This is a genomic window from Myxococcus faecalis (assembly GCF_050039385.1).
Lineage (GTDB): Bacteria > Myxococcota > Myxococcia > Myxococcales > Myxococcaceae > Myxococcus > Myxococcus fulvus.
Map to the genome: position 1 here is coordinate 1,475,512 of NZ_CP144336.1, position 24,162 is coordinate 1,499,673.

Genomic DNA, 24,162 nt, shown 5'->3' on the forward strand with positions numbered 1-24,162 from the left:
GACAAACAACCCCTGTCGAGAGGGAGTGTCCCGTTCGCGCATGCGGGCAAGGCTATTTGTGGCCCTTGCCCCTGCCCTTCTTCCCCTGCTGCTTCTTCGGCGCCTTGGCCTTGCCCTTCTTGGATTTGCTCTTCGAGGCAGGCTCGTCCTCGCCGGAATCCAGCTGCGCGCCCTCGTCCTCCACGGACCTGGAGCCCTCGACGAGCCTGGCCAGGAAGGCCCTCGCGGCCGCCGCGCCCTCCACCGCGCCCTGGTCCTTTCCCGCGACTCCCGCGTCGGGCTCCTCGCCCATCGACGGCACCGAGACGGGCCTCGGCGCCTTGGGCGCCTCCGGATAATCGAATCGCTCCCAATCGCCTTCTTCGGACAGCGTGTCCTCGTAGGCCTGCGTCCACGCATGAGGGTAGGACTTCAGGAACTGGTCGATGTAGTCGATGCGCGCACGCGCGTCCCCGCGGCCCTCCGCCCGGGCCTGCGCCACATTCAGGTCCGAGCGCGCCTGCAGCTGCGTGAAGTGGTCCTGTGGCGACGGGATGTGCTCCGGCTCGGGCGCGGGCTCCTGGAATCCTGTCGCCTCCTCGACCAAGGCTTCATAGGCCTCCCGATAGTGGGGCGCATACAGGCGGCGGAACTCCTGGTCATACGCCTCGCGTGACGGAACGTCCTTCAACCTCGTCACGGCCTCCCGAGGGATTCCCGCCAGCACGATCTCCCGGTTGCGCAGGACGGTCTCGTTCGCGCGGTCGACCTCCCACCTCAAGGCACCCGGGACGTGGTCCTTCCCGAGCAGGCCCGCCAGCGCCCCCGCATCGAAGCCGCCTTCGGCGTAGTGGTGGAAGATCCACTCGGGGGGGACGCGGGCGAGGTCTATCGTCACTTCACCGAACCCGGAGAACCCCTTGCCCGCGTTGGACGTGATGGGCTTCTTCGTGGACCTGGCGGACAGCAACTTCCCCACCCCCTTGCGCGTCTGGAGGAAGGACAACAACTGCTCGTCGTCCTCGAAGGACTCCAGCTCGTCGTTGAAGTGGCTTTGGGCCCACTCCAGGTCCGTCTGCCGCTCCTTGTCGTCGTCCCCGGGTTGAGGCTTGCGAGAACGCTCCTTCGCCACTCCGGACTCCTTGAACGTGTAGCCCATCTGTCCCTGCACGCGCGCGTCAGGTCCGTCGTTGAGCGGCCGCAGCGCCTCACCCTCCTGATAGGCCTTGCGCTCCGGAGGCGTGATTCCACGGTAGGCCATGCGTCGCAGATAGGCGCCATGGACCCTCACGTAATCCTTCCCGCTCAGCCCCTCCAGGGTGTGCTTCTTGTAGACGGGTTGCGCGAGCCCCTCTTCTTCGACCTCCTCATAGGCGTCATCCCCCGTGAGCAGGCTCGCCACGGCGATGCCCCCATGAGAGATGAGCCCGTCCTCGCCGCGAGTGAAGCCCTCGCCGAGCGCGCCCATCAGCCCGTCGGAGGTCAGCTCCGCGGCCGCCAGCGCCTGGCTGTAGACGGTCTGCGCCCCGTGGTCGCCTTCGTGCCCGGTGAAGGCGGCCCGCGCCATCTGCTTCTGGTTGCGGACCTGCTCCTTGTAGGCCGCATAGGCGGCGGTGAGCCTGACGAGCCCTTCCGAGCCGTCGGCGCCTTCCGCGGGACGAAGCCCGAACTTCGGCCCGCCCACCCGCTGGATGGGGGCGGACGCATCACGCCCCGACAGGCTCGCGGACAACTTTGCCTGCGCCACCACGCGCGGCGACTGGTTGAGCCGGGCCTCCATCCGTTGGAGCGCGGCCTCGCGGGAGGTCGGCGCCGCGGGGACAGGGGCGACTCGACCCTCTGTCTTTTCAGATGAGAGCACCGCGCGCCGCGACTCGAAGCTCTTCATGAGGCACTCCTCGCGTCAGGCCTTGGAGCGTAGCCACCGGCCCTGACGTGTCCCACGCCCCCAACCTGGCGCGAGGAGTGACTGCGTTCCGCGAGCCTACGGCTGGGATTGCGGCGCGAAGCACGCGTCGGTCAGCTGCGTGGACCAGAGCTGTCCCGCCTCGGTGTCGTCATACGCGCTGAAGTACACCCGCGAGCCCAGCCGGAAGTACTCACGAGGGTAGGACGAGGTCGAGAGGGCCGTGTTCGCGATGTCCCGCAGCTTGCGCGTGCCGGACGGCGTGCCGTTGCTCACCCACGGCTCGATGCCACCTCCGTCGGCCTCGTAGGCGCTGAAGAAGACCAGGTCGTCCGACACGGCATACACGGGCGAGGCGTACTCGTCCGAGAGGCTCAGCGGCCGGCGCAGCCGCACCGTTCCGCCCGCGGTGCCATCCGTCACCCAGAGCTGCGAGTCGCGCGGCGCGGGGCCATTGCTGCCGATGATGACGGAGAAGAACAGCTTCGAGCCTCCCGGGGGGATGCTGACGCTGTCGATGGAGGGGAACGCCTCGCCCAGCGAGGTGTAGTCATTGGGCAGGCTGACCACGGACGTCGGGGTGCCGCCCGCCAGAGGCACCTGGTAGAGGACCATGTACTGCGTCGTCAGGGACGTGGTGGTGACATAGACGGTCGACCCCAGCGCGCCCAGCAGGCGCACGTCCCGGGTGGCGCCGAAGGACGCCAGGCGCAGCGTGCCGCCCGACGTGCCGTCCGTCTTCCACAGCTCCTGGAGCCCCGAGTCCTGACGCAGGATGAAGAGCGTGAGCCCATCCTGGGTCCGCGCGTCCTTGATGAAGGCATTGGGCCCCGACGTGAGCCGCTTGACCTGGACGGTGCCCGCCGACGTGCCGTCCGTCTTCCAGAGGCTGGTGCCGCCGGACAAGTCCCGCACGAAGAAGCGCAGCGTGTTGTTCGACGCGCCAGACAGGTAGCTCACCTCCGCGTCGGCGCCGAAGTCACGCACGCGTGACGTGCCGCCGGCCGAGCCATCCGACGCCCACAGCTCGTAGCGCACGCGCGTGGAGCCCGACTCGTAGCGCTCCAGGAAGAACACCACCGAGCCGCTGCCGGTGGCCGTCATGTGCGTCGGATACGAGCTGGCCGTCCCCGGCGTCAGGTCCTCCACCATGCGGGTGCCGCCCGAGGTGCCGTCGCTCACCCACAGCTCCGTGCCGTGCACGACGTCCGCCGCCCGGAAGAACAGCAGGGACGAGGTGGGCGTGAGCCCCCCGAGCGGCGGCGTGAAGTTCCCCTCCGTCGCGGGGAGGCTCTTGATTTCAGTGGTCCCCGCCGCGGCGCCGTTGCTGCGCCACAGCGCCCGCTTCCCATCCTCGTAGTTCACCGCGAAGTGCAGCTGGCCCTTGAAGCGCACGAAGTCACTGGGGCTCGCCGCGTAGCGCGGAATCCCGATGTCCGAGGGCGGGAGGATGGTCTTCACACGCTGGGTGGAATCCTCCGTCGGCAGGCAATAGGAACCATCCAACCGCTCCTCTGCCTCCTCGGCGGGGGCGGGCACCTCCTCCCCGGGAAGCGCACCGCCACAACCCGCCCCCAACACCAGCAACGACGACACCATCCACCCACCGCGCCACGACATGCTGCCCCCTACTGAAGAGACTGGGAGGGAGGGTGTGTCGTGTCATTCCCCGTGCAAAGTGCCCCCAGGACCTACCCTGCTCGGCTGCCTGGACTGACAAGGCGTGTGGTGGGACATGTGCACCAGTTCGGTCTCGTGAGATGTGCCAGGGCGTTCAGCGCATCCCGCGGCCTCTCTAAGCTCGTGGCTCCGTCCAGGGAGCGTGATGCCCATGAAGGTCCACGAGCGGCCGCGCAACACCACGCACCACGCCGAAGCACACAAGCCTCGCGCCACCGCTGGCGACAGCCTGGAGTCTGCCTCGGGCGCACGCCAACGCACGCTGCAGCGGATGTTGGACCACCGGCCCGCGGTCCAGTCGCTGCTCCAGCGACAGCGCGACGCGGACCAGGGCGCGCGCGCGAGGACGTCGACCGCGCGGCCCGGCGGCGTGGTCCAGCGCTTCACCGAGGAGGCGGGCTATCGCATCTCCGCGAACCGCGCGTTCGCGCTGCCCGCCGAGAACGAGACGCAGCGGTTCTTCGCCACGCCCGCCCTCATCGAGCGGTCCAACCGCATCCTCGAGGCGATGGGCTCGCGCGTGAGGCTCCTCGCTGGAGACGACGCCCCCGAAGCACTGGCGGGAATGCAGTCCGTGACGCCCAGGGCGGTCGTCGCCGAGCAGCCCCTCTTCGACGTCCACGAGTGCATCGATGTGGCGGACCGCGTGACGAACTCGGGGCAGACCCACGCCCTCTACCAGGGCCCCGATGACGCCGACCTGGCCTTGCGCAGACAGAACCCCTACCCGGGGGCCGTCGGGGAGCTCAACCTCATCGCCCGGGAACTGACGAACCAGGAGGCGCCCACCCCTCAGGGTGTCGTCGCCGCCCAGGAAGCGCGCTTCGGAGAGGACGACTTGGAATCATTCCGCTTCACCTACGGGGACGGCCTCGAGGTCGAGACCAGCTCGCTGCAAGAGGCCTCCACGCTGCTGGAGGACGCCATCCCCAGCCAACCGCTGCGCCGGGCCTTGCTCAAGAACATCATGAAGGACCGGTATGAGTACCAGCCAGGCTTCCAGCAGTTCGCCGTGGAGGTGCTCACCCCGCTCATCCAGGCGGGCCATGTCGGGGAGGAGCTCGAGACCCAGGCGGGCTGGGCCACCCGGCTCGCCCAGCACCTCGATGCCCGCTTGGCGGACGACAGGAACGCCACGACGACGGCCTACCGGGAACTGCCCGAGCAGACGATGAGCGAGAGGAGCCGACGGATTGGCGTCAACGCCCACGCACGTCCCGAGGTCGGAGAGTCCTACGCCATCGTCGGCACCCGCGAGCGCACCGCCGAGGACCCACAGCAACTCTGGAGCTTCCACTTCGCGGCGGTGATCGCACGCGACGGCGAGGACAGCCTCACGCTCGAGAACTTCAACCGGGAGGATGACGCCGAGGGAACCTCACGGTGGTACTTCGACATGCAGGGCCCCGAGGCCCAGTCCTTCCACGCGAAGCACCAGGCCACCGTCGCGGGCGCGCTCACGCTGCGGATGGGCGCCCCCGCGACCGAGGAGCTCCGAGCGCAGGCCCTGGACCGACTCCCCGAAGGCACCTCCGAGGAGCTCACCGCGCGAATCCAGGAGGCCCGCACGCGCGCGGGGCTCGCCGCCCTCCTCGCGGACGCGACAGGCACAGCGGACTCGGACGCCACCGACGAAACGTGACGCACCACCTCGTCACCGCTGAAACGGGTTTCGAAGGAATCTCTCCGCCGTCGTTCGTACAACGGTGGCCATGAATGAAGCCGTGTAACACACCGCATCCAATGTCTTGGATTGGTCCGGCGCACCCGACCCGTGACACATCCAAGCACCATAAGTAGAAACCACTACGACGGAATGAATGACTTTCCGTCGTGTTTCTGGCAGAGTTCCGAGACGTCGCCGAGCAGTGAGCCAGGATTCCGAGACCAGGGGGGTCGCGCGGTTTTCACGCGATAGGAATTGCCACGACGGCATGGATTGCCGCAACCCCTCCAGCTGAATGTGTCACCCGACGTGCGGGGTGCTCCCTGGGGACTGGGAGCACGCCGCGCGTAGCAGGGCTCTTGCCTCGTGAGTCGGGGCGGAGTCGACGAACCCGCAGAGGGAGGAGTCGTCCATGCCGGCAGCTCTCAGTTATCCGGGCGTCTATATCGAGGAGATTCCCAGTGGGGTCCGCACCATCACCGGGGTGCCCACGTCGATTACCGCCTTCGTCGGACGCGCGCTGCGCGGGCCGGTGAACGAGCCGGTGGTCTGCAACGGCTACGGTGACTTCGAGCGGAGCTTCGGAGGTCTGTGGGAGGACGGAGCGATGAGCTTCGCCGTCCGCGACTTCTTCCTCAATGGAGGCGGCCAGGCCGTCGTGGTCCGCCTGGACAACGGCTCGGAGACCGCGGACCTGAGCATCACCACCACCGAAGGCCCGCTGGTGCTGGAGGCGGCGAGCCCCGGCGCCTGGGGCGGCAAGCTCAGCGTGGTGGTGGACCACAACACCAAGAAGACGGGCGTTCCGGCCGTCGACGACCTGCTCTTCAACCTGACCGTCACCGACACGGGCACCCAGGTGACGGAGAAGTTCATCAACCTCTCCATCGACGCGGCCAGCGCGCGCTACTACCCGACGGTGCTCGCGCAGGGCTCCACGCTCCTGCGAGTGAGGACCCTGCCCGCCACCGCGGCCCGGCCTCCGGCGGGCACCTACACGCCCGCCGCGGCCGACGCGGGCACCAACGGCAGCGCGCTCACCCGCACCCACTTCACCCAGGCCGCGGGCCTGCGCGCGGACAAGAAGGGGCTGTTCGCGCTGGAGAAGGTGGATGTCTTCAACCTGCTGTGCATCGCGCCCCACACGCTGGGCGGCGACATCGAGCCGGAGCTGGCCACGGACGCGGCGGCCTACTGCGAGGAGCGCCGCGCCATCTTCATCGCCGACCCGCCGGCGGCCTGGGACAGCGTGGCGGACGCCGTCTCCGGCTTCAACGCCAGCAGCCTGCGCAGCAAGAACGCGGCGCTCTACTTCCCCCGGCTGGTGCAGGCCAACCCCCTGCGGGAGGGCCAGCTGGACACCTTCGCGCCCTGCGGCGCGGTGGCCGGCGTCATCGCCCGCACGGACACCCAGCGCGGCGTGTGGAAGGCGCCCGCGGGCCTGGACGCGCTGCTCACCGGCGTGCCCAAGCTGAGCGTGCCGCTCACGGACCCGGAGAACGGCCAGCTCAACCCGCTGGGCGTCAACTGCCTGCGCTCGCTGCCGGCCGCGGGCCGGGTGGTGTGGGGCGCGCGCACCACGCGCGGCAACGATTTGCTCGCCGACGAGTGGAAGTACCTGCCGGTGCGCCGGCTGGCGCTCAACATCGAGGAGAGCCTCTTCCGGGGCCTCCAGTGGGTGGTGTTCGAGCCCAACGACGAGCCGTTGTGGGCGCAGATCCGCCTCAACGTGGGCGCCTTCATGCAGAACCTCTTCCGGCAGGGCGCCTTCCAGGGCCAGACGCCGCGGGACGCGTACTTCGTCAAGTGCGACAAGGAGACGACGACGCAGAACGACATCAACCTCGGCGTGGTGAACATCGTCGTGGGCTTCGCGCCGCTCAAGCCGGCCGAGTTCGTGGTCCTCAAGCTCCAGCAGATGGCCGGCCAGGTCGCGGCGTAAAGGGAGACCCATTCCATGGCTCAGTTCAGCGTCAACGCGCAGCGTTTCGACCCGTACAAGAACTTCAAGTTCCGGGTGAAGTGGGATGGCCGCTACGTGGCGGGCATCAGCAAGGTGGGCGCGCTCAAGCGCACCACGGAGGTGGTGAAGCACCGCGAGGGCGGCGACCCCAGCAGCAGCCGCAAGTCCCCGGGCCGCAGCGAGTACGAGGCCATTACGCTGGAGCGCGGCGTCACCCACGACACCGAGTTCGAGCGCTGGGCGAACAAGGTCTGGAACTACGGCTCCGGGCTGGGCGCCGAGGTGTCCCTCAAGGACTTCAGGAAGGACATCATCCTGGAGGTCTACAACGAGGCCGGACAGCTGGCCATCTCCTACAAGCTCTACCGCTGCTGGGTGTCGGAGTACCAGGCGATGCCGGACCTGGACGCCAACGCCAACGCGGTGGCCATCCAGACGCTGAAGCTGGAGAACGAGGGCTGGGAGCGTGACTACGACGTCACCGAGCCCACCGAGCCCACCTTCAACGAGCCCAATCCCTGACGCACCGAGGCCCCATGCGCTCGCTGACGGCTCCGGAGCTGCTGGGCGCGTGGGAGGCGGGCTACCCGCACCCGTCCGCGGGGCGCGCGCTCGCGCTGCTGGGCGCGGCCTTCCCGGAGCGGAGCCTGGGCGAGCTGGCGCGGCTGCCGGTGGGGGCCCGGGACGCGCTGCTGCTGTCGTTGCGGGAGGGGACGTTCGGCGGGGCCATCCGGGGGCTGGTGGCGTGTCCGCGGTGCGCAGAGCAGGTGGAGCTGGCGTTCGAGGTGGGGGACATCCGCGTCCCCACGGCGGCGGCGCCGGAGGTGCTGGAGGTGGAGCGGGCGGGCCACGTGGTGCGGTTCCGGCTTCCGGACAGTCGGGACCTGGCGGCGCTGGCGGCGGGGCGGGAGCCGGCGGGGCCCGGGCAGATGCTGGCGCGGTGCGTGGTGGAGGCCCGTCGAGAGGGGGCGCACGTGGAGGTGCGGGAGCTGCCGGAGGACGTGGTGGGTGCCGTCAGCTCGGCGATGGAGGCCGCGGATCCGCAGGCCCGAGTGGAGCTGGCCACGACGTGTCCCGGCTGTGGCCATGGCTGGGCGGCGGGGTTCGACATCGCGGAGTTCCTGTGGCGCGAGGTGGAGGCGTGGGCGCAGCGGCTGCTGCGTGACGTGCACACGCTGGCGAGCCTGTATGGCTGGTCCGAGGAGCACATCCTCGCGATGAGCCCCTGGAAGCGGCAGCGCTACCTGGAGCTGGTGGGGCGATGAGCGACTACTTGAGCCATCTGGTGGCCCGGCAGGTCCGCCCCACGGAGGGAGTCCGGCCTCGGAGTGCGTCGTACTTCGCGCCCGAGGCGCGGGGCGTGGTGAGGGAGTTGGAGGAGACGTCAGGTGAAGCATCGCGTGCCCCGCTCGGCCAGGTCCGGCCTCACCGCGAACCTTGGAGCGCGGTGGGCCAGGTGCTCGCCGAGCCCCTGGGCACGCAGGCCCCCAGGTCCGGAGAGGCTCGGGACGGGGTGGGTCCGCTGCTCGGCGAGCCTCGGAGCCGTGGAGGCCCTGGCGTCGGTGAGGGGCACTTCGGACGCGGGCCCGAATCGACGGAGGCCGCGTCGAGGGGTGAGAGCTCCCGTGAGCGCGCGGAGGCCCTGGTGAGCGAGGGCCCCGCGCGACACCCCGGTCCGCGCGTGTCGACGGCTTCGGCCCTGGGCCCGCGCGCCGATGAGGGACGGGCCTCGGATTCGAGGGACCGCGACACCGCGACGGGACTCGGGCAGTCGTCATGGAGCGCGGCGGGCACGCCACACGAGGGGCGCAAAGACGAGGCTCGGCATCAGCCGGGGTCCGCGTGGAACAGCGCGGACGGTGCCTTCACGCGTGAGCCTCGTACGAGGACACCGGGTGCCGAGGGCGCCTTCACGCACGCACGCACGTCAGGGGAGGCGGGCGTCGCCCCGCGTGCAGGGACGTATGGGGAGTCAGGCGTCGTCCCGCGTGCGAGGACGTCGGGGCACGGGGGCCTTGCCTCGCGTGCGAGGTCGGCGCCGGGCGCGGAGGAGACCGACGCCGGGTCACCGTTCGCCCACTCGACGGAGCATTCCGACGGTTCGGCGGCGTCCCCGTCTCGTCACGCGCGGCGAGCCGGGGAGCTCACGCCTCGCACGGAGCACGAGTCCTCGCGCGGCGAGGGGAGCATCATGCCTCGGGATGAGCCACTTCGCGCGGCACCTGGCGCGCACGAGGCGACTCGCGGGGGCATCACGGCCCTGGGGTTGTCCGTCGCGCTGGAGACGACGCGGGGCCTGGCGCGCGATTCGCTCGCGGAGGAGCAGGACCGCACGATGCGCCCCGCCTCGCCCGTTCGTCAGGCGCGCGCGCTCGCCGCGGCGCTCGAATCGGGCGAGGGCGACAGGGCGCGAGGCGGACAGGAGCCCCGCGCCGCACCGCCCTCCGTGACGCAGGCACCGGAGGCCCCGGTCATCAACGTCACCATCGGTCGCATCGAGGTGCGCGCGGTGGCGCCCGCCGCGCCTCCTCGGGGCGTACCCGCGCGCCCCTCTGCGTCTCCGTCGCTGGAGGACTACCTCGCGCGCCGCAACGGAGGGGGCCGATGAACCGCCTCCCTCGCCGGACGATGGCCGCGCGCCACGCATTGTGCCTCGCACCGCGACGGGCGGCCTCACGCTGCGCGCACCCGACCTCATCCACGCGTCATGCATCACGGGGGTCGTCCGGGCAGGCGAAGAGTCATCTCCTACGACCCGGGATGGCCGCACGCCATGCATCACGCCTCGCGCCTCGCCTGGGAGGTGGACGATGAGCAACTCGCTCTCCATCGCGACGGTGACGGCGACGCTGCGCACCCTCCTGTTCAACCACCTCCAGGTGGACACGCCGGACGTCACCGTCACCACGCTGCCTCCGGACAAGGCCCGCGCCCGGGACGCCACGCACCACCAGCTCAACCTCTTCCTCTTCCAGGTCGGTCACGACGCCGCGCTCCGCAACACGACCTTCCCGCCCCACGTGAAGCCCGGCGAGTCGGGCCTCCCGCCCCTCGCGCTGCGGCTCACGTACCTGCTCACGCCCTACGCCCCGTCCGATGACGACGTGGAGAGCCACAAGCTGCTCGGCAAGGCGATGAACGTCCTCCACGACCACCCGCTGCTCGGGGCCGAGGAGCTCCGCGTCGCCGTCCCCGGCAATGACCTCTACCGCCAGGCCGAGCGCGTGCGCATCACCTCGGAGCCGCTCTCCCTGGAGGAGCTCTCCAAGCTCTGGACCATGTTCCAGACGCAGTACCGCGTCTCCGTCGTCTACCAGGTCTCCGTCGTCCTCATCGAGAGCACCCGCCCGCGCGCGACGCCGCTCCCCGTGCTGCGCCCCGTCCTCTCCGTCCACCCGGACACCCTGCCCCCCTTCCCCCTGCTCGAGGCCATCACGCCTCCACAGCAGCAGGCCAGCGCGCGCCTGGGGGACGTGCTCGTGCTCACCGGCCACCACCTCGCGGGCAACACCGTGGGCGTGCGCTTCCAGCATCCGCTCTGGACCACGCCAGTGACACGTCCCGCCGCCGACGTCACCGCCGCGCGGCTCACCACCTCCATCCCGAATGACGCGGTCAACTGGCCCGCGGGCACCTACGCCGTGTCCGTCGTCGTCACCGACACGAACGGCGTCGAGCACGCCTCCCCCGCCCTGCCGCTCACGCTCGCCCCGCGCATCCTCTCGCTCGCGCCCTCTCCCGTGCCGCGCGGCCCCGATGGCGAAATCACGCTCACCGCCACCTTCGGCCCGCGCGTCCGTCCGGACCAGCGCGTGTCCCTGCTCCTCGGTGGCCAGGAACTCCCCGCGCCCGAGCGCGTCGCCGCCGTGGACAACCTCACCTTCACCGGACGCGGGTTCAACGCGGGCGACCACCACGTCCGGCTGCGCGTGGACGGCGTGGACTCGCTCCTCATCGACCGGAGCCAGACCCCGCCCGTGTTCGACCCCACCCAGCGGGTGAGCGTCACATGAGCACCTCCGCGACGACCACCTGGCAGGAGGCCAACCAGCGTCAGCTCACCGCGGCGCTCGCGGTGGTGCGCGCGCGGCTGCTCCAGCAGGTGCGCGCGACGGGCGATGAGTCCCTCCCCGCCGAGGGCAGCGACGTCGACGCCGCCCTGGCCGCGCTCGCGCAGGCGGGCTCCGCGATGCCGGCCCCGTCCGCGCTGGAGAACCTGTGCGAGACCTTCCAGCTCTCCCCCTTCGAGCGCGACATCCTGCTGTGCTGCGCGAGCGTGGAGCTGGGCACCGGCTTCGGGGCGCTGTTCGCCGCCGTGAACCGGGACCCGCGGCGCCCCTGGCCCACGTTCGGCCTGGCCCTGGCGATGTTGCCGGACGCGCACTGGAGCGCCCTCACCCCCGTGGCCGCCCTGCGCCGCTGGGAGCTGCTCACCCTCGCGCCGGAAGACGGCCTCACCACCAGCCCCCTGCGCATCGACGAGCGCATCCTCCACTACCTCACCGGCCTGTCGTACCTGGACCGCCGGCTCCAGGAGCTCGTCTCGCCCGTCCCCGCGCAGGCCCCGCCGCCGCCCTCGCACCAGGAGCTCGCCGAGCGGATGTACCGACTCTGGGAGCGCGAGGCGAGCGCCGCCGTCATCCAGCTGTGCGGCGTGGAGTCCGAAGGCGCGCGCGCCATCGCCAGCACGGCCTGCGCGGCCCTGGGGCTGCAGCTCCACGTCGCGCGCGCGAGCCAGCTCCCCCTCGGCGCCGAGGAGCGAGGGATGCTCGCCCGGCTCTGGGAGCGCGAGGCCCTGCTGATTGGCAGCGGCCTGCTCATCGAGTGTGACGACGGCACCAGCGCCGAGTCGCTCCGCGCCGCGAGCGCCTTCGCCGAGCAGGTGCAGGGCATGGTCATCCTCGCCGCGCGCGAGCCCATGCGCCTGAGAGGCCGCGCGTCGCTGCCGCTGGAGGTGAAGCGGCCCACGCGGGTCGAACAGCAGGCGCTGTGGACCGGAGCGCTCGGCCCCGAGGGTGTCCTGCTCAACGGCGCGCTGGAGCGAATCACCCAGCAGTTCGACCTGCCCCTGCACGCCATCCGCGCCGCCAGCCTGGAGGTGCGCGAGCAAGGGCCCTTCGACGACGAGGGCGCGCTGGGCGCGGCCCTCTGGAACGCCTGCCGCGTGCAGTCGCGTCCCCGGCTGGAGGACCTGGCGCGCCGGCTGGAGCCGACCGCGGGCTGGGAGGACCTGGTGCTCCCGCCGGACAAGAAGGCCATCCTCAAGGAGATCGCCGCCGCCGTGCGCCAGCGCACGCGCGTGTACGAGGCGTGGGGCTTCGCCTCCAAGGGCGCGCGCGGCCTGGGCATCAGCGCCCTGTTCGCCGGCGCCAGCGGCACCGGCAAGACGATGGCCGCGGAGGTGCTCGCGCTGGAGCTGGGCCTGGACGTCTACCGCATCGACCTGAGCCAGGTGGTCAGCAAGTACATCGGCGAGACGGAGAAGAACCTGCGCCGCGTGTTCGACGCCGCGCAGGAGGGCGGCGCCATCCTCCTGTTCGACGAGGCCGACGCCCTGTTCGGCAAGCGCTCGGAGGTCCGCGACAGCCACGACCGCTACGCCAACATCGAGGTGAGCTACCTGCTCCAGCAGATGGAGTCGTACGGGGGCCTGGCCATCCTCACCACCAACATGAAGGACGCGCTGGACACGGCCTTCCTGCGCCGGCTGCGCTTCGTGTTGCAGTTCCCCTTCCCGGACGCCGCCCAGCGCGCGGACATCTGGCGGCGCATGTTCCCCGCCGCCACGCCGACGGAAGGCCTGGACGTCGCGCGCCTGGCCCGGCTCAGCGTCACCGGCGGCAACATCCGCACCATCGCCCTCAACGCCGCGTTCCTGGCCGCCGACGCCAACGAGCCGGTGCGGATGGCCCACCTCCAGCGCGCGGTGCGCTCGGAGTTCAGCAAGCTCGACAAGCCCTTGGCGGAGGCCGAGGTCTCGGGGTGGACATGACGACGCCACGACACATCTGCCTGCACATCGACGAGCTGGTGCTCCACGGCGTCCCCGCCTCCCACCGCGAGCAGGTGGGCGAGGCCGTGCGCGTGGAGCTGACGCGCCTGCTCACCGAGCGGGGCCTGCCCCAGGGCCTGTCCGGCGCCGTGCCGCGCGTGGACGCGGGCGCCATCCACACCCGGCCCCACGCCGCGCCCCAGTCGCTGGGCGTCCAGGTGGCGCAGGCGGTGTACGCGGGCCTGGGCCAGGGAGGACCGACGCGATGAGCTCGTTCCCTCGCACCCCGCGCACGCAGCGCGGCGCCATCGTCGGGTTGGACCCGTTCAACCCCGTCGCGAGCCTGGTGGTGTTCCAATACAACCCGGACACCATGACGCGCACGCTGACGCCCCAGATGTCGGGCGAAGGCGGGGACCGCACGGAGGCGCTCAGGCTCAAGGGCGCGCCCGTGGAGAACATCCGCGTGGAGGTGGAGATAGACGCCACGGACCAGCTCGCCCAGGGGGACGCGCTGGCCGGCAGCGTGGGCATCTACCCGCAGCTGTCCTCGCTGGAGATGCTCGTCTACCCCAAGTCCGCGCAGGTCATCCTCAACGCCGTGCTGATGCAGGTGGGCACGCTGGAGGTCGTCCCCGCCACCGCGCCCTTGACGCTCTTCGTCTGGGGCCCCAAGCGCGTGCTGCCGGTGAAGCTCACCGAGTTCACCATCACCGAGGAAGCCTTCGACCCGAACCTCAACCCCATCCGCGCCAAGGTGTCCCTGGGGCTGCGCGTGCTCTCGTACAACGATTTGCCCCTCACGCACCCCGGCTACGCCCTCTTCCTCACGCACCAGGTCGTCAAGGAGGCCCTGGCCGTCGTCGGCAGCGTCTCCGGCGTGGCCAACGCCTCGCTGCCTCGCTGAAGCCCCTTCGTCACCCGGGAGTCACCATGCTCGACCCCACCAGCCGCTACGCGAATCTCGAGACCGCCACCCTCACGCTGCCCGACGGGCGCGTGGCGGCCTACAAGCGCCGCCGCTTCATCCCCGCGGGCAACGCGCTCAAGGTCCTGGCCGAGGTCACCGTCACCGAGGGAGACCGGCTGGACCTGCTCACCCACCGGACGCTGGGAGACCCGGAGCACTTCTGGCGCGTGTGCGACGCCAACGACACGCTCAACCCCTTCGAGCTGATGCGGGAGACGGGCTCCGTGGTGCGTATCGCCATGCCGGAGTTCTGAGCGCGCGATGAGCCTGCTGGGAATCCATCTCACCTTGCTGGTGGGCCCCACGGTGGCGGTGCCCGCGCCCGCGTCGTTCATGGAGGCCCTCCAGAACGTGGAGGTCACCCACAACGACGAGGGCCGCTCGGGCTTCCAGCTCACCTTCGGCGTGGGCCGCGCGGGGGCCATGGACCTGCTCGACTACGGGTTGGTGGGCCACCCGCTGCTCAGGCCCATGAACCGGGTGGTGCTGCTGGTGACGTTCAACGTGGTGCCGCAGGTGCTCTTCGACGGCATCATCACCCACCGCACGCTCACGCCCTCCCATCAGCCGGGCGCCTCCACGCTCACCCTCACCGGCGAGGACATCAGCGTGGCCATGGACCTGGAGCAGAAGGTCCACGAGCACCCCGCGCAGGTGGAGCCCATCATCATCGCGCAGTTGGTGCTGGGCTACGCGCAGTACGGCCTGGTGCCGGTCATCATCCCGCCGCCCACGCTGGACGTGCCGCTGCCCATCTACCGCACGCCCGTCTTCCGAGGCACCGACTACGCCTACCTGCAGGAGATGGCCAGCCGCTACGGCTACGTCTTCCACGTCACCCCCGGCCCCGCGCCGCTGATGAACACCGCGTACTGGGGCCCGCCCAACCGGCTGGGCATCCCCCAGCGGGCGCTCTCGGTGAACCTGGGCGCGCAGACCAACGTGGACTCGCTCGACTTCCAGTACAACGCGCTGGCGCCCACCACGGTGAAGGGCCAGGCCATCGTCTTCGGCCGCGCGCTGCCGGTGCAGACCTTCGCCAGCCTCCGCGTCCCGCCGCTGGCGAGCCAGCCCGCGCTGCTCACCCAGTCCAGCGTGCGCACGTCGCTGCTGGAGGACGTACCGGACGGCGCGGGCTACCTCGCCGCGTTCGCCCGGGCGCAGGGGCAGACGGACGCCTCCACGGACCAGGTGCTCACGGGCTCCGGGGAGCTGGACGCCACGCGCTACGGCGACGTGCTGCGTCCCCGGGGCCTGGTCGGCGTGCGCGGCGCGGGCTTCCAGCACGACGGCTTCTTCTACGTGCGCAACGTCACCCACTCCATCCGCCCCGGTGAGTACAAGCAGCGCTTCACCCTCACGCGCGAGGGTGCCGGGGCGCTCACTCCGGTGGTGCCGCCATGAGCTCCTACTTCGGGAAGTACCGCGGCGAGGTCGTCAACAACATCGACCCCCTGATGATGGGCCGCGTGCAGGTGAAGGTGCCCACCGTCCTGGGCGACAGCCAGCTGGGCTGGGCCATGCCGTGCATGCCGTACGGCGGCAGCGGCAAGGGCTTCTTCGCGGTGCCCGCGGTGGGCGCCAAGGTCTGGGTGGAGTTCGAGCGCGGGGACTTGAACTACCCCATCGTCGCCGGCTGCTTCTGGGGCGAGGGCGAGGCGCCCGCCACGCCGGGCCTTCCCACCACCAAGGTGTGGAAGACGGACGCCGTCACCGTAAAGCTCGATGACCTGCCGGGCGCGGGGGGCTTGAGCATCGAGGTGAGCCCGCCCGCGGTGCCCATGCCGCTGAAGGCGACCTTCACCGCGGCCGGCATCGAAATCAACCACGGGGGCACGGCCAAGGTGGTGCTCAGCGCCACCGGCATCGAGCTGTCGTTCGGCGCCGCCAACATCAAGCTCGGCCCCACGGGCGTCAACGTCAACAACGGCGCGCTGGAGGTCATCTAGCCATGGGAGCCTTCGTCGTCCACGTCGGAGCCACGGTGATGTGTCCGCACGGGGGCCAGGTGCAGACGATGCCCGGCAACCCGCGCGTGAAGGTGGGCGGGCAGTTCGTCGCCACCATGGCGGACCAGTACCTGGTGACGGGCTGCACCTTCCCGCCACAGAGCGGAGGGCCGTGCGTGCAGGTGAAGTGGATGGTGCCCTCGGTGCGCGTGCGCGTGGGGGGCCAGTTCGTCATCCTGCAGAACAGCGTGGGGATGTCCCTGGGGGCCGCGCCCCTGGGGCCGCCGCAGGTGGTGATGACGCAGGTCCGCGTGAGGGGGACCTGACCATGCACATCGCCTTCCCCTATCGCCTGGATGGACGGGGCCGCACGGCGGACGCGGACCTGGACACGCACGTGCGGCACCTCATCGAGCAGGTGCTCTTCACCTCGCCCGGTGAGCGCGTCAACCGGCCCACCTTCGGCACGGGCCTGGGGCAGCTCGTCTTCGCGCCCAACAGCTCGGAGCTGGCCACCGCCACGCAGTTCCTGGTGCAGGGCGCGCTCCAGCAGTGGCTGGGGGACCTCATCCAGGTGGAGGCGGTGGAGACGCACAGCGAGGAGGCCGCCCTCCAGGTGACGGTGCGCTACGTGGTGCGCCGCACCCAGCAGCGCCAGACGGCGCAGTTCTCACGGGAGCTCTGACATGGGCGCGCGCTACGTCTGCCAGAGCGAGCAGCGACGCCGGTTGGTGGAGGCCCACCCCACCTTCAACGGCATCGACTACCTGGAGGTCCTGGACGAGGAGGCCGCCACCCTCGAGCTGGAGCGCCAGCGCACGCTGTGGGTGCGCTGCTACAAGCCGCTGCCCGTCACCATCAGCGCGGACAACGTGGGAATCACCGGCGGCGTGCGCCTGAAGGACATCGGCGTCGCGCTCGCGTTCCGCATGGACCAGCCGCCGCCGGACCCGCTCACCACCCAGGCCGAGCGCGATGAGTACGCGCGGCGCGTGGCGCTGGACGTGGAGAACGGCACGACGGAGACGCAGCAGACGCTGGTGGTGCGCACCACGTCCTCCGGCGACTTCTCCACGTACACGCTCGCGCTCCTGCGGGGCTTCCTGGACACGGTGCCCCTGGAGGGCTTCGACGCCCTGTTGTCGCGCGTGGACTTCACCTTCAAGGTGGAGTGCCCGAGCGAGTTCGACTGCGCCCCGCCGAAGTCCGCCGTCACGCCGGACGGCGTGGACCCGACCCTCGACTACCTCACGCGCGACTACGCCAGCTTCCGGCGGCTGCTCCTCGACCGGCTGTCGGAGGTGGCGCCGCAGTGGAAGGAGCGCAACCCCGCGGACCTGGGCGTGACGCTGGTGGAGCTGATGGCCTACTCGGCCGACTACCTCAGCTACTACCAGGACGCGGTGGCCACCGAGGCGTACCTGGGCACCGCGCGCAAGCGCACCTCCGTGCGCCGCCACGCGCGGCTGCTCGACTACCCCATGCACGACGGCGGCAACGCCCGCGCGTGGGTGACGGTGAGCCTCACGCCCGATGCCGAGGGCACGACGCTGGCCGGCCCCACCGAGGTGACGCCCGGCACGCTGTTCCTCACCACCGTGGACGCGCCCCGCGTGGTGGACGCCCGGCAGCTCCAGGCCGCCATCGTCTCCGGCGCGGAGGTGTTCGAGTCGCTCCACCCCACCACGCTCTACTCGGGCCACGGCCGCATCACCTTCCACACCTGGGGTGAGGACCGCTGCTGCCTTCCCCGGGGCGCCACGGCGGCCACGCTGCTCAACCCGCCCTCGCCCGCGGACCCGACGAAGAAGACCTTCACGCCGGAGAACTTCTCCGAGGGCAAGGTGCTCATCCTGGAGGAGGCGCGCGGCTCTCAGACGGGGCGCGCCGTGGACGCGGACCCGTCCCGCCGCCACGCGGTGCGGCTGACGCAGGTGGCCTTCGGCGAGGACCCGCTGCTCGGCGTGGACGTGGTGGAGGTGTCCTGGCACACCGAGGACGCGCTGCCCTTCGAGCTGTGCCTGTGGACCGTCACCGTCCCCCACGACTCCACCGGGGAGAAGGAGGACGTGCCCGGCCAGCCCGCGCCGGTGAGCGTGGCGCGCGGCAACGTGGTGCTGGTGGACCATGGGCGCACGCTGACGGAGGAACTGCCCGCCGTGCCCGGGACAGGGGGCTACCGTCCCCGACTGTCGCGTGGCCCGCTCACCCAGGTGTCGCGGGTGGAGGGCGGCCGCGCGGTGGACCCCACCGCGTCCGCCACCGCCGCGCTGCGCTCCGCGCCGGAGGAGTCCCTGCCCGCGCTCTGGCTGCGCGAGGCGGAGAGCGGCCGCGTCTGGGTGCCGCGCCGCACGCTGCTCAACAGCGGCCGCTTCAGCCGGGAGCTGGTGGCCGAGGTGGAGGACGACGGCCGGGCCCGCCTGCGCTTCGGCGACAACGTGCTCGGCGAGCGCCCCGGCGCCGGCGTGGGGATGACGGCCACGTACCGCATCGGCAACGGCGTCGCGGGCAACGTGGGCGCGGAGTCGATTTCGCATGTGTACTCGCCCGTGGGCGGCGCGTGGCGCGACGGCATCCTCCGCGTGCGCAACCCCCTGCCGGCGCAGGGCGGCGTGGAGCCGGAGGCCGTGGAGCGGGTGCGCATCGACGCGCCGGAGGCCTTCCGCATCCAGCAGCGCGCGGTGACGGAGGAGGACTACGCGGAGGTGGCCCAGCGCCACCCCGAGGTGCAGCGCGCGGTGGGCAGCCTGCGGTGGACGGGGAGCTGGCACACCATGTTCATCACCGTGGACCGACGCGGCGGCTTCCCGGTGGACGCGGACTTCTCCGAGCGGCTCACCACCTTCCTGGAGCGCTTCCGGCTGGCCGGGTACGACCTGCGCGTCGACGCGCCCCTCTTCGTCCCGCTGGACATCGCCATGACGGTCTGCGTGCTGCCGGGCTACCTGGCCGCCAACGTGAAGGCCGCGCTGCTGGAGGTCTTCGGCAACGGGGAGCTTCCCGATGGCCGTCGCGCGTTCTTCCACCCGGACAACTTCACCTTCGGCGAGCCGGTGTACCTGAGCCAGCTGGTGGCCACGGCGATGAAGGTCCCCGGCGTGGCGTGGGTGGAGACGGAGGACGCGCCGGGCAAGCCGCAGCGCTTCCGGCGCTTCGGGCAGGTGCCTCGCGACGAGTGGAAGAACGGGCTCATCGCCATGGACCGGCTGGAGATTGCCCGGCTCGACAATGACCCGAGCCAGCCGGAGAACGGCAAGCTCGACTTCTACATGCAGGGGGGCCTGTGAGCACGTCCATCAAGGGCTCTGGGGACTGCGACGCGTGCGAGGCGCAAGGCGCGGCGGAGGCGGCGCCGCTGTACAACCGCCCCGGCCAGCCCGCGCTCGCGTACCGCATCGGCACGCACTCCAGCTTCTTCCAGCGCATGCTCGCGCGCCTGCCGCGGGAGTTCCTGCCGGACGGGGAGTTCGCCGGCACCCGGCCGCTGGCGGCGCTGTCCACGCGCGGCACCGAGGATTTGTCCATCGCGATGCTGGACGCGTGGGCCACGGCCGCCGACGTGCTGACCTTCTACCAGGAGCGCATCGCCAACGAGGGCTTCCTGCGCACCGCCACGGAGCGGCGCTCGGTGCTGGAGCTGGCGCGGCAGCTCGGCTACGAGCTCAAGCCCGGCGTCGCCGCGAGCACGTACCTGGTCTTCACCGTGGAGACGGCGCCCGGCGCGCCCTCGCGCGTCCAGGTGCCGGTGGGCGTGCAGGTGCTCAGCATCCCCGGCCAGGACGCGCGGCCCCAGACGTTCGAGACCACCGAGGCGCTGGAGGCGCGCGCGGAGTGGAACCTGCTCCGGGTGCCCAGGACGCAAGCCCAGCCGCTGATGCGCGGGGAGAGCACGCTGTACCTGCGCGGCCTGCAGCCCGGCATCCAGCCCGGCGACGCGCTGCTGCTCGTGGGCGAGGAGCGCGAGCGCCAGCCGGGCAGCGAGCAGTGGGACCTGCGCTGGGTGAAGACCGTCACCCAGGTGCCGAACCCGAAGGAGCCCGAGCTCAACCACACCGTGGTGACGTGGGAGCCGGGGCTGGGCAGCGAGTCGCCGCGCATGGACCCGGCGGACCACCCGCGCGCCTTCGTGCTGCGGCTGCGCGGCAACCTGTTCGGCTACAACGCGCCGTCCTTCAAGGCGATGCCGGACGAAATCAAGCAGCGCTACAACCCGGACTACCGCCCCGGCGACGGGCGCTTCACCCAGTGGCCCCAGTTCGAGAACACCACCGCGGTGCAGGGAATCGTGGACCTGGACCGCGAGTACCCCACGCTGGTGCACGGCAGCTGGGTGGCGCTCTGGAAGTCGCGCTACGTGGAGCTCTACCGCATCACCGACATCCAGCCCTGGGCACGTGAAGACTTCACGATGACCGCCAAGGTGACGCGGCTGACGTTCGACACCAACGAGCACCTGTCCTACTTCCCGCTGCGCAGCACCGTCGTGCTCGCGCAGAGCGAGGAGCTGCCCATCGGCGAGATGCCGCGGACGGACGCGGTGCAGGGCGACTCCATCGAGCTGGACCGCGCGGTGGCGGGCCTGGAGCCCCAGCACGTGCTGCTCATCGAGGGCAGGACGCTCGTGGACGGGCAGTCGGGCGAGTGGCTGCGGCAGGTGGTGGCGTTGGACCGCGCGGAGGCGCTCCCGGACGGACGCACGCGGCTGGTGCTCCAGGAGCCCCTGGCCGCGCCGCTCGTGCGCGACACGGTGCTCATCCACGGCAACGTGGCGCCCTCCACGCACGGCGAGACGGTGCGCGAGGTGCTGGGCGGCGGTGACGGCTCGCGCACGCATCAGCGCTTCGTGCTGCGCAAGCCGCCGCTCACCTACGTGGCGGCGCCCACCGACACCGGCGGAGAGAGCACGCTGGAGATTCGGGTGAACGGCGTGCTGTGGAAGGAGGTGCCCACGCTCTTCGGCCAGGACGAGCGCGCCGAGGTCTACATGGTGCGCCTGCAGGACGACGGCACGGTGGTGGTGACGTTCGGCGACGGCGTGTCCGGCGCGCGCCTGCCCACGGGTCAGGAGAACATCACCGCGGTGTACCGCTCCGGCATCGGTCCGGAGGGCGAGGTGGACTCCGGGCAGCTCGCGCTCCTCAAGGTGCGCCCGCTGGGCATCCGCGAGGTGGGCAACCCGCTGCCCGCCACGGGGGCGGCCGCGCCGGAGTCGCGGGACGAGGCGCGCGACAACGCCCCCGCGTCGGTGCTGACGCTGCGCCGCGTGGTGTCGCTGCAGGACTACGAGGACTTCGCCTCCACCTTCGCGGGCATCGGCAAGGCCCAGGCCGCGGACCTCACCAACGGCGAGCGCATCCTCGTGCACGTCACCGTGGCCGCGAACAACGGCGAGCCGGTGGAGCCGGGGACCCAGCTGCACGAGAGCCTGGAGGAGGCCCTGCGCTCGCACCACGACCCGGTGCGCCAGTTCGCGCTCTCCTCCTACGAGCGGCTCTACTTCGCCGTGGAGGCCCGGCTGCGGCTGGACACACGCTACCTGCCCGAGGACGTGCTCGCCCGGGCGGAGGCCGCGCTGCGCGAGGCGTTCTCCTTCGAGCGGCGCCAGTTCGCCCAGGCGGTGAGCGGCGCGGAGGTCATCCGCGTCCTCCAGGACGTGCCGGGCGTGGTGATGGTGGACCTGGAGCGGCTGCACCCGACGACGCCCTTCATCCCGGAGCAGAAGCTGTTCTCGGTGATTCGCGCGCGCGGCGCCCGCTGGGAGCGCACGCTCCTGCGGCCCGCGCAGCTGCTCCTGCTGGACCCGTCGCTCCAGGGTGAGCGGCGGGGCGTGACGCTGGTGCACGACCTGGAGGTGAGCCCGTGACGCCCTCGCCCAGGGACAGGCTGTACAAGCTGCTGCCCGCCATCCACCGCGCCAAGGACACGCTGCAGGGCGAGCCGTTGCGCGCGCTCCTGGCCATCATGGAGCACGAGCTGCTGGCGCTCGAGGAGGACATCGGCCAGCTGCATGACAACTGGTTCATCGAGACGTGCCAGGAGTGGGTGGTGCCGTACATCGGCGACCTGCTCAAGGTGCGCGACCTGGTGCCCGTGGACCCGGGCCTCTTCAGCCAGCGCGCCTACGTGGCCAACACCCTGGCGTACCGGCGCCGCAAGGGCACCGCGGCCATGCTGGAGCAGCTCGCGCGCGACGTGACGGGCTGGCCCGCGCGCGCCGTGGAGTTCTTCCAGCGCGTGGGCACGACGCAGTACCTCAACCACCCGCGCCTGACGAGCCTGCGCACGCCGGACCTGCGGGACGCCAACGCGCTGGAGCTGGTGGGCACCCCGTTCGAGAACGCCACCCGCACCGTCGACGTGCGCCACATCGACAACCAGCGCGGCCAGCACAACCTGCCCAACGTGGGCCTCTTCCTGTGGCGGCTGGAGTCCTATCCCGTCGTGCTCGCGCCCGCGTACCCGGTGCTCCCGGCCTCCGAGCCCGGCGCCACCGAGGAGGGGCTCTTCCGCTTCGACGCGCTCGGCTGCGACACGCACCTGTTCAACCTGCCGCAGTCGGAGACGACGCTCAGCTCGCTGGCCGGGGAGCTCAACGTGCCGACGCCGCTGCGCCGCCGGCCGCTGTATGACGAGCTGGAGGCCCGCCGCGCCGCGCTCGCCCGGGGCCAGACGCCCGAGCAGCGCTACTTCGGCGCCACCCCGCCCTTCACGCTCCACCTGGACGCGGGGCCCGGCGCGTTCGAGGCCATCTCCCCGGACGAGGTCCTCATCTGTGACCTGTCCACCTGGCACCGCCCGCCCGCCACGCTGCCCTACCCGCCGCTGGACCCGAGCCTGCCGCCGGTGAACCGGAGCATCCGCGTCGCGGTGGACCCGGTGAACGGGCGGCTCGCCTTCGCCGAGGGGCTGCCGGTGCCCACGGCGCTGTCGGTCAGCTACGCGTATGGCTTCAGCAGCGAGGTGGGCGGCGGCTTCTATGACCGCCAGGAGACGCTGCTCCCGCTGGAGCAGCGCGGCGCCTGGCGCGTCGACACGCGCGTGGGCCCCTACACCACGCTCGCCTCGGCCTTGAGCGCGAGCAGCGCCAGCGGGGACGCGCTGGTGGAGGTGCTCGACAGCGAGCGCTATCCGCTGGCCACGCTGGACGTGGCGGTGGGCTCGCGGCTGGAGCTGCGGGCCGCCAACCTCCAGCGCCCCGTCATCGACCTGCAGGGCGGCCGGGGGCTGATACGACTGGGAGAGGGCGCCACGCTGGTGCTCAGCGGACTGCTCGTGCGCGGCGGCGTGCTGGAGGTGCAGGCCGCGGACAACGCCACGCTGGACTTGCGCCACTGCACGCTCGTGCCCGGACAGGACCTGCTGCCGGACGGCCAGCCGCGCACCACCGAGCCGAGCCTGGTGGTGAAGGGCGAGAAGGACGGCGACTGCACCGTGCTCCTGCATCGCTGCATCACCGGCCCCGTGCGCACGGGCCGCGCCACCGTGCTGCGGCTGGAGGACTGCATCGTGGACGGGCTGGGAGGCCCCGCGCTCCAGGGACTGCCCACACCTCCGGGGCCGCTGCTCCCCGAGGAGGAGGACCTGGAGGCGGAGGGCCTCACGGGCACGCTCCACGTGCTCGCCAGCACGGTGCTCGGCACCGTGGAGACCACGGTGCTGGAGCTGGCCAGCGACAGCCTCTTCACGGGCCGGGTGAACGTGGTGCAGCGGCAGAAGGGCTGCATGCGCTTCTGCTACGTGCCGCCCGGCTCGCACGTGCCCCAGCGCTTCCGCTGCCAGCCCGCGTACGCGGAAGGGACGCCCGAGGACGTGCGGCTGGAGCTCGAGCGCCGCGTGAAGCCCGTCTTCACGTCGGACCGCTACCTGGAGCCGGGCTACTGCCAGCTCCGCGACGACACCGATTCGGGCATCCGCCGGGGTGCCAGTGACGAGGGGGAGATGGGCGTGTTCCACCACCTCCAACAACCGCAGCGCGAGGCCAACCTGCGCGCCAGCCTGACCGACTACCTGCGCTTCGGACTCGAGGCCGGGTTCTTCTTCGTGACCTGAGGAGACGC

Annotated in this window: 19 protein-coding genes; 17 read left to right on the forward strand and 2 right to left on the reverse strand. The window is 71.3% G+C overall.

The features are described 5' to 3' along the window. Positions 1–52: 52 nt before the first annotated feature. On the reverse strand, positions 53–1,867 hold the full coding sequence (locus tag VZQ01_RS05600) for a hypothetical protein (RefSeq protein WP_408891056.1): 1,815 nt from the start codon (positions 1,865–1,867) through the stop codon (positions 53–55). A 96-nt stretch (positions 1,868–1,963) separates the two neighbouring features. Next, positions 1,964–3,505 (reverse strand): ELWxxDGT repeat protein, encoded by a 1,542-nt coding sequence (locus VZQ01_RS05605; protein ID WP_426747077.1) that lies wholly within the window; start codon positions 3,503–3,505, stop codon positions 1,964–1,966. A 211-nt stretch (positions 3,506–3,716) separates the two neighbouring features. On the opposite strand from VZQ01_RS05605, the gene VZQ01_RS05610 reads away from it, so the two are divergent. From VZQ01_RS05610 to VZQ01_RS05690, 17 genes are all read left to right on the forward strand, one after another. Continuing rightward, the gene (locus VZQ01_RS05610) at positions 3,717–5,207 is read left to right on the forward strand and encodes a hypothetical protein (protein ID WP_426747078.1); all 1,491 of its coding nucleotides are present in this window, start codon (positions 3,717–3,719) and stop codon (positions 5,205–5,207) included. 436 nt (positions 5,208–5,643) lie between these two features. Next, positions 5,644–7,173, forward strand: coding sequence for a phage tail sheath family protein (locus VZQ01_RS05615; RefSeq protein WP_223785034.1), 1,530 nt, complete (start codon positions 5,644–5,646; stop codon positions 7,171–7,173). Between the two features lie 15 nt (positions 7,174–7,188). Continuing rightward, entirely contained in the window at positions 7,189–7,716 is a 528-nt protein-coding gene (locus VZQ01_RS05620) for a phage tail protein (RefSeq protein WP_046712457.1), read from the forward strand. Between the two features lie 14 nt (positions 7,717–7,730). Next, positions 7,731–8,459: a T4 family baseplate hub assembly chaperone gene (locus VZQ01_RS05625; RefSeq protein ID WP_426747079.1), complete on the forward strand. Its 729-nt coding sequence runs from the start codon at positions 7,731–7,733 to the stop codon at positions 8,457–8,459. Positions 8,460–9,385: 926 nt separating this feature from the next. Then, positions 9,386–9,802: a hypothetical protein gene (locus VZQ01_RS05630; protein ID WP_408891058.1), complete on the forward strand. Its 417-nt coding sequence runs from the start codon at positions 9,386–9,388 to the stop codon at positions 9,800–9,802. 202 nt (positions 9,803–10,004) lie between these two features. Further along, positions 10,005–11,207: a Pvc16 family protein gene (locus VZQ01_RS05635; protein ID WP_426747080.1), complete on the forward strand. Its 1,203-nt coding sequence runs from the start codon at positions 10,005–10,007 to the stop codon at positions 11,205–11,207. Next, the gene (locus VZQ01_RS05640; protein WP_426747081.1) at positions 11,204–13,186 is read left to right on the forward strand and encodes an ATP-binding protein; all 1,983 of its coding nucleotides are present in this window, start codon (positions 11,204–11,206) and stop codon (positions 13,184–13,186) included. Before VZQ01_RS05635 ends, VZQ01_RS05640 begins: the two co-directional genes overlap by 4 nt. After that, positions 13,183–13,455 (forward strand): hypothetical protein, encoded by a 273-nt coding sequence (locus VZQ01_RS05645; RefSeq protein WP_141328751.1) that lies wholly within the window; start codon positions 13,183–13,185, stop codon positions 13,453–13,455. The genes VZQ01_RS05640 and VZQ01_RS05645 overlap by 4 nt, the downstream gene beginning before the upstream one ends. Beyond that, positions 13,452–14,093 carry a hypothetical protein gene (locus tag VZQ01_RS05650; RefSeq protein ID WP_223751502.1) on the forward strand — a complete coding sequence of 214 codons (642 nt, stop codon included), beginning with the start codon at positions 13,452–13,454 and terminating at the stop codon, positions 14,091–14,093. Before VZQ01_RS05645 ends, VZQ01_RS05650 begins: the two co-directional genes overlap by 4 nt. A 26-nt stretch (positions 14,094–14,119) precedes the next feature. After that, positions 14,120–14,410 carry a hypothetical protein gene (locus tag VZQ01_RS05655; RefSeq protein WP_046712450.1) on the forward strand — a complete coding sequence of 97 codons (291 nt, stop codon included), beginning with the start codon at positions 14,120–14,122 and terminating at the stop codon, positions 14,408–14,410. A 7-nt stretch (positions 14,411–14,417) separates the two neighbouring features. Then, entirely contained in the window at positions 14,418–15,560 is a 1,143-nt protein-coding gene (locus VZQ01_RS05660; protein ID WP_426747083.1) for a hypothetical protein, read from the forward strand. Then, a complete protein-coding gene (locus tag VZQ01_RS05665) occupies positions 15,557–16,105 on the forward strand; it encodes a phage baseplate assembly protein V (protein WP_141328757.1) in 549 nt (182 codons plus the stop codon). Before VZQ01_RS05660 ends, VZQ01_RS05665 begins: the two co-directional genes overlap by 4 nt. 2 nt (positions 16,106–16,107) lie before the next feature. Continuing rightward, on the forward strand, positions 16,108–16,431 hold the full coding sequence (locus VZQ01_RS05670; RefSeq protein WP_141328759.1) for a hypothetical protein: 324 nt from the start codon (positions 16,108–16,110) through the stop codon (positions 16,429–16,431). Positions 16,432–16,433: 2 nt separating this feature from the next. Next, positions 16,434–16,790, forward strand: coding sequence for a GPW/gp25 family protein (locus VZQ01_RS05675; protein WP_223751500.1), 357 nt, complete (start codon positions 16,434–16,436; stop codon positions 16,788–16,790). 1 nt (position 16,791) lies between these two features. Beyond that, positions 16,792–19,392: a putative baseplate assembly protein gene (locus VZQ01_RS05680; protein WP_426747084.1), complete on the forward strand. Its 2,601-nt coding sequence runs from the start codon at positions 16,792–16,794 to the stop codon at positions 19,390–19,392. After that, positions 19,389–21,968 (forward strand): putative baseplate assembly protein, encoded by a 2,580-nt coding sequence (locus tag VZQ01_RS05685; protein WP_426747085.1) that lies wholly within the window; start codon positions 19,389–19,391, stop codon positions 21,966–21,968. The genes VZQ01_RS05680 and VZQ01_RS05685 overlap by 4 nt, the downstream gene beginning before the upstream one ends. Continuing rightward, positions 21,965–24,154 carry a hypothetical protein gene (locus VZQ01_RS05690; protein ID WP_223751497.1) on the forward strand — a complete coding sequence of 730 codons (2,190 nt, stop codon included), beginning with the start codon at positions 21,965–21,967 and terminating at the stop codon, positions 24,152–24,154. The genes VZQ01_RS05685 and VZQ01_RS05690 overlap by 4 nt, the downstream gene beginning before the upstream one ends. Positions 24,155–24,162: the final 8 nt, after the last annotated feature.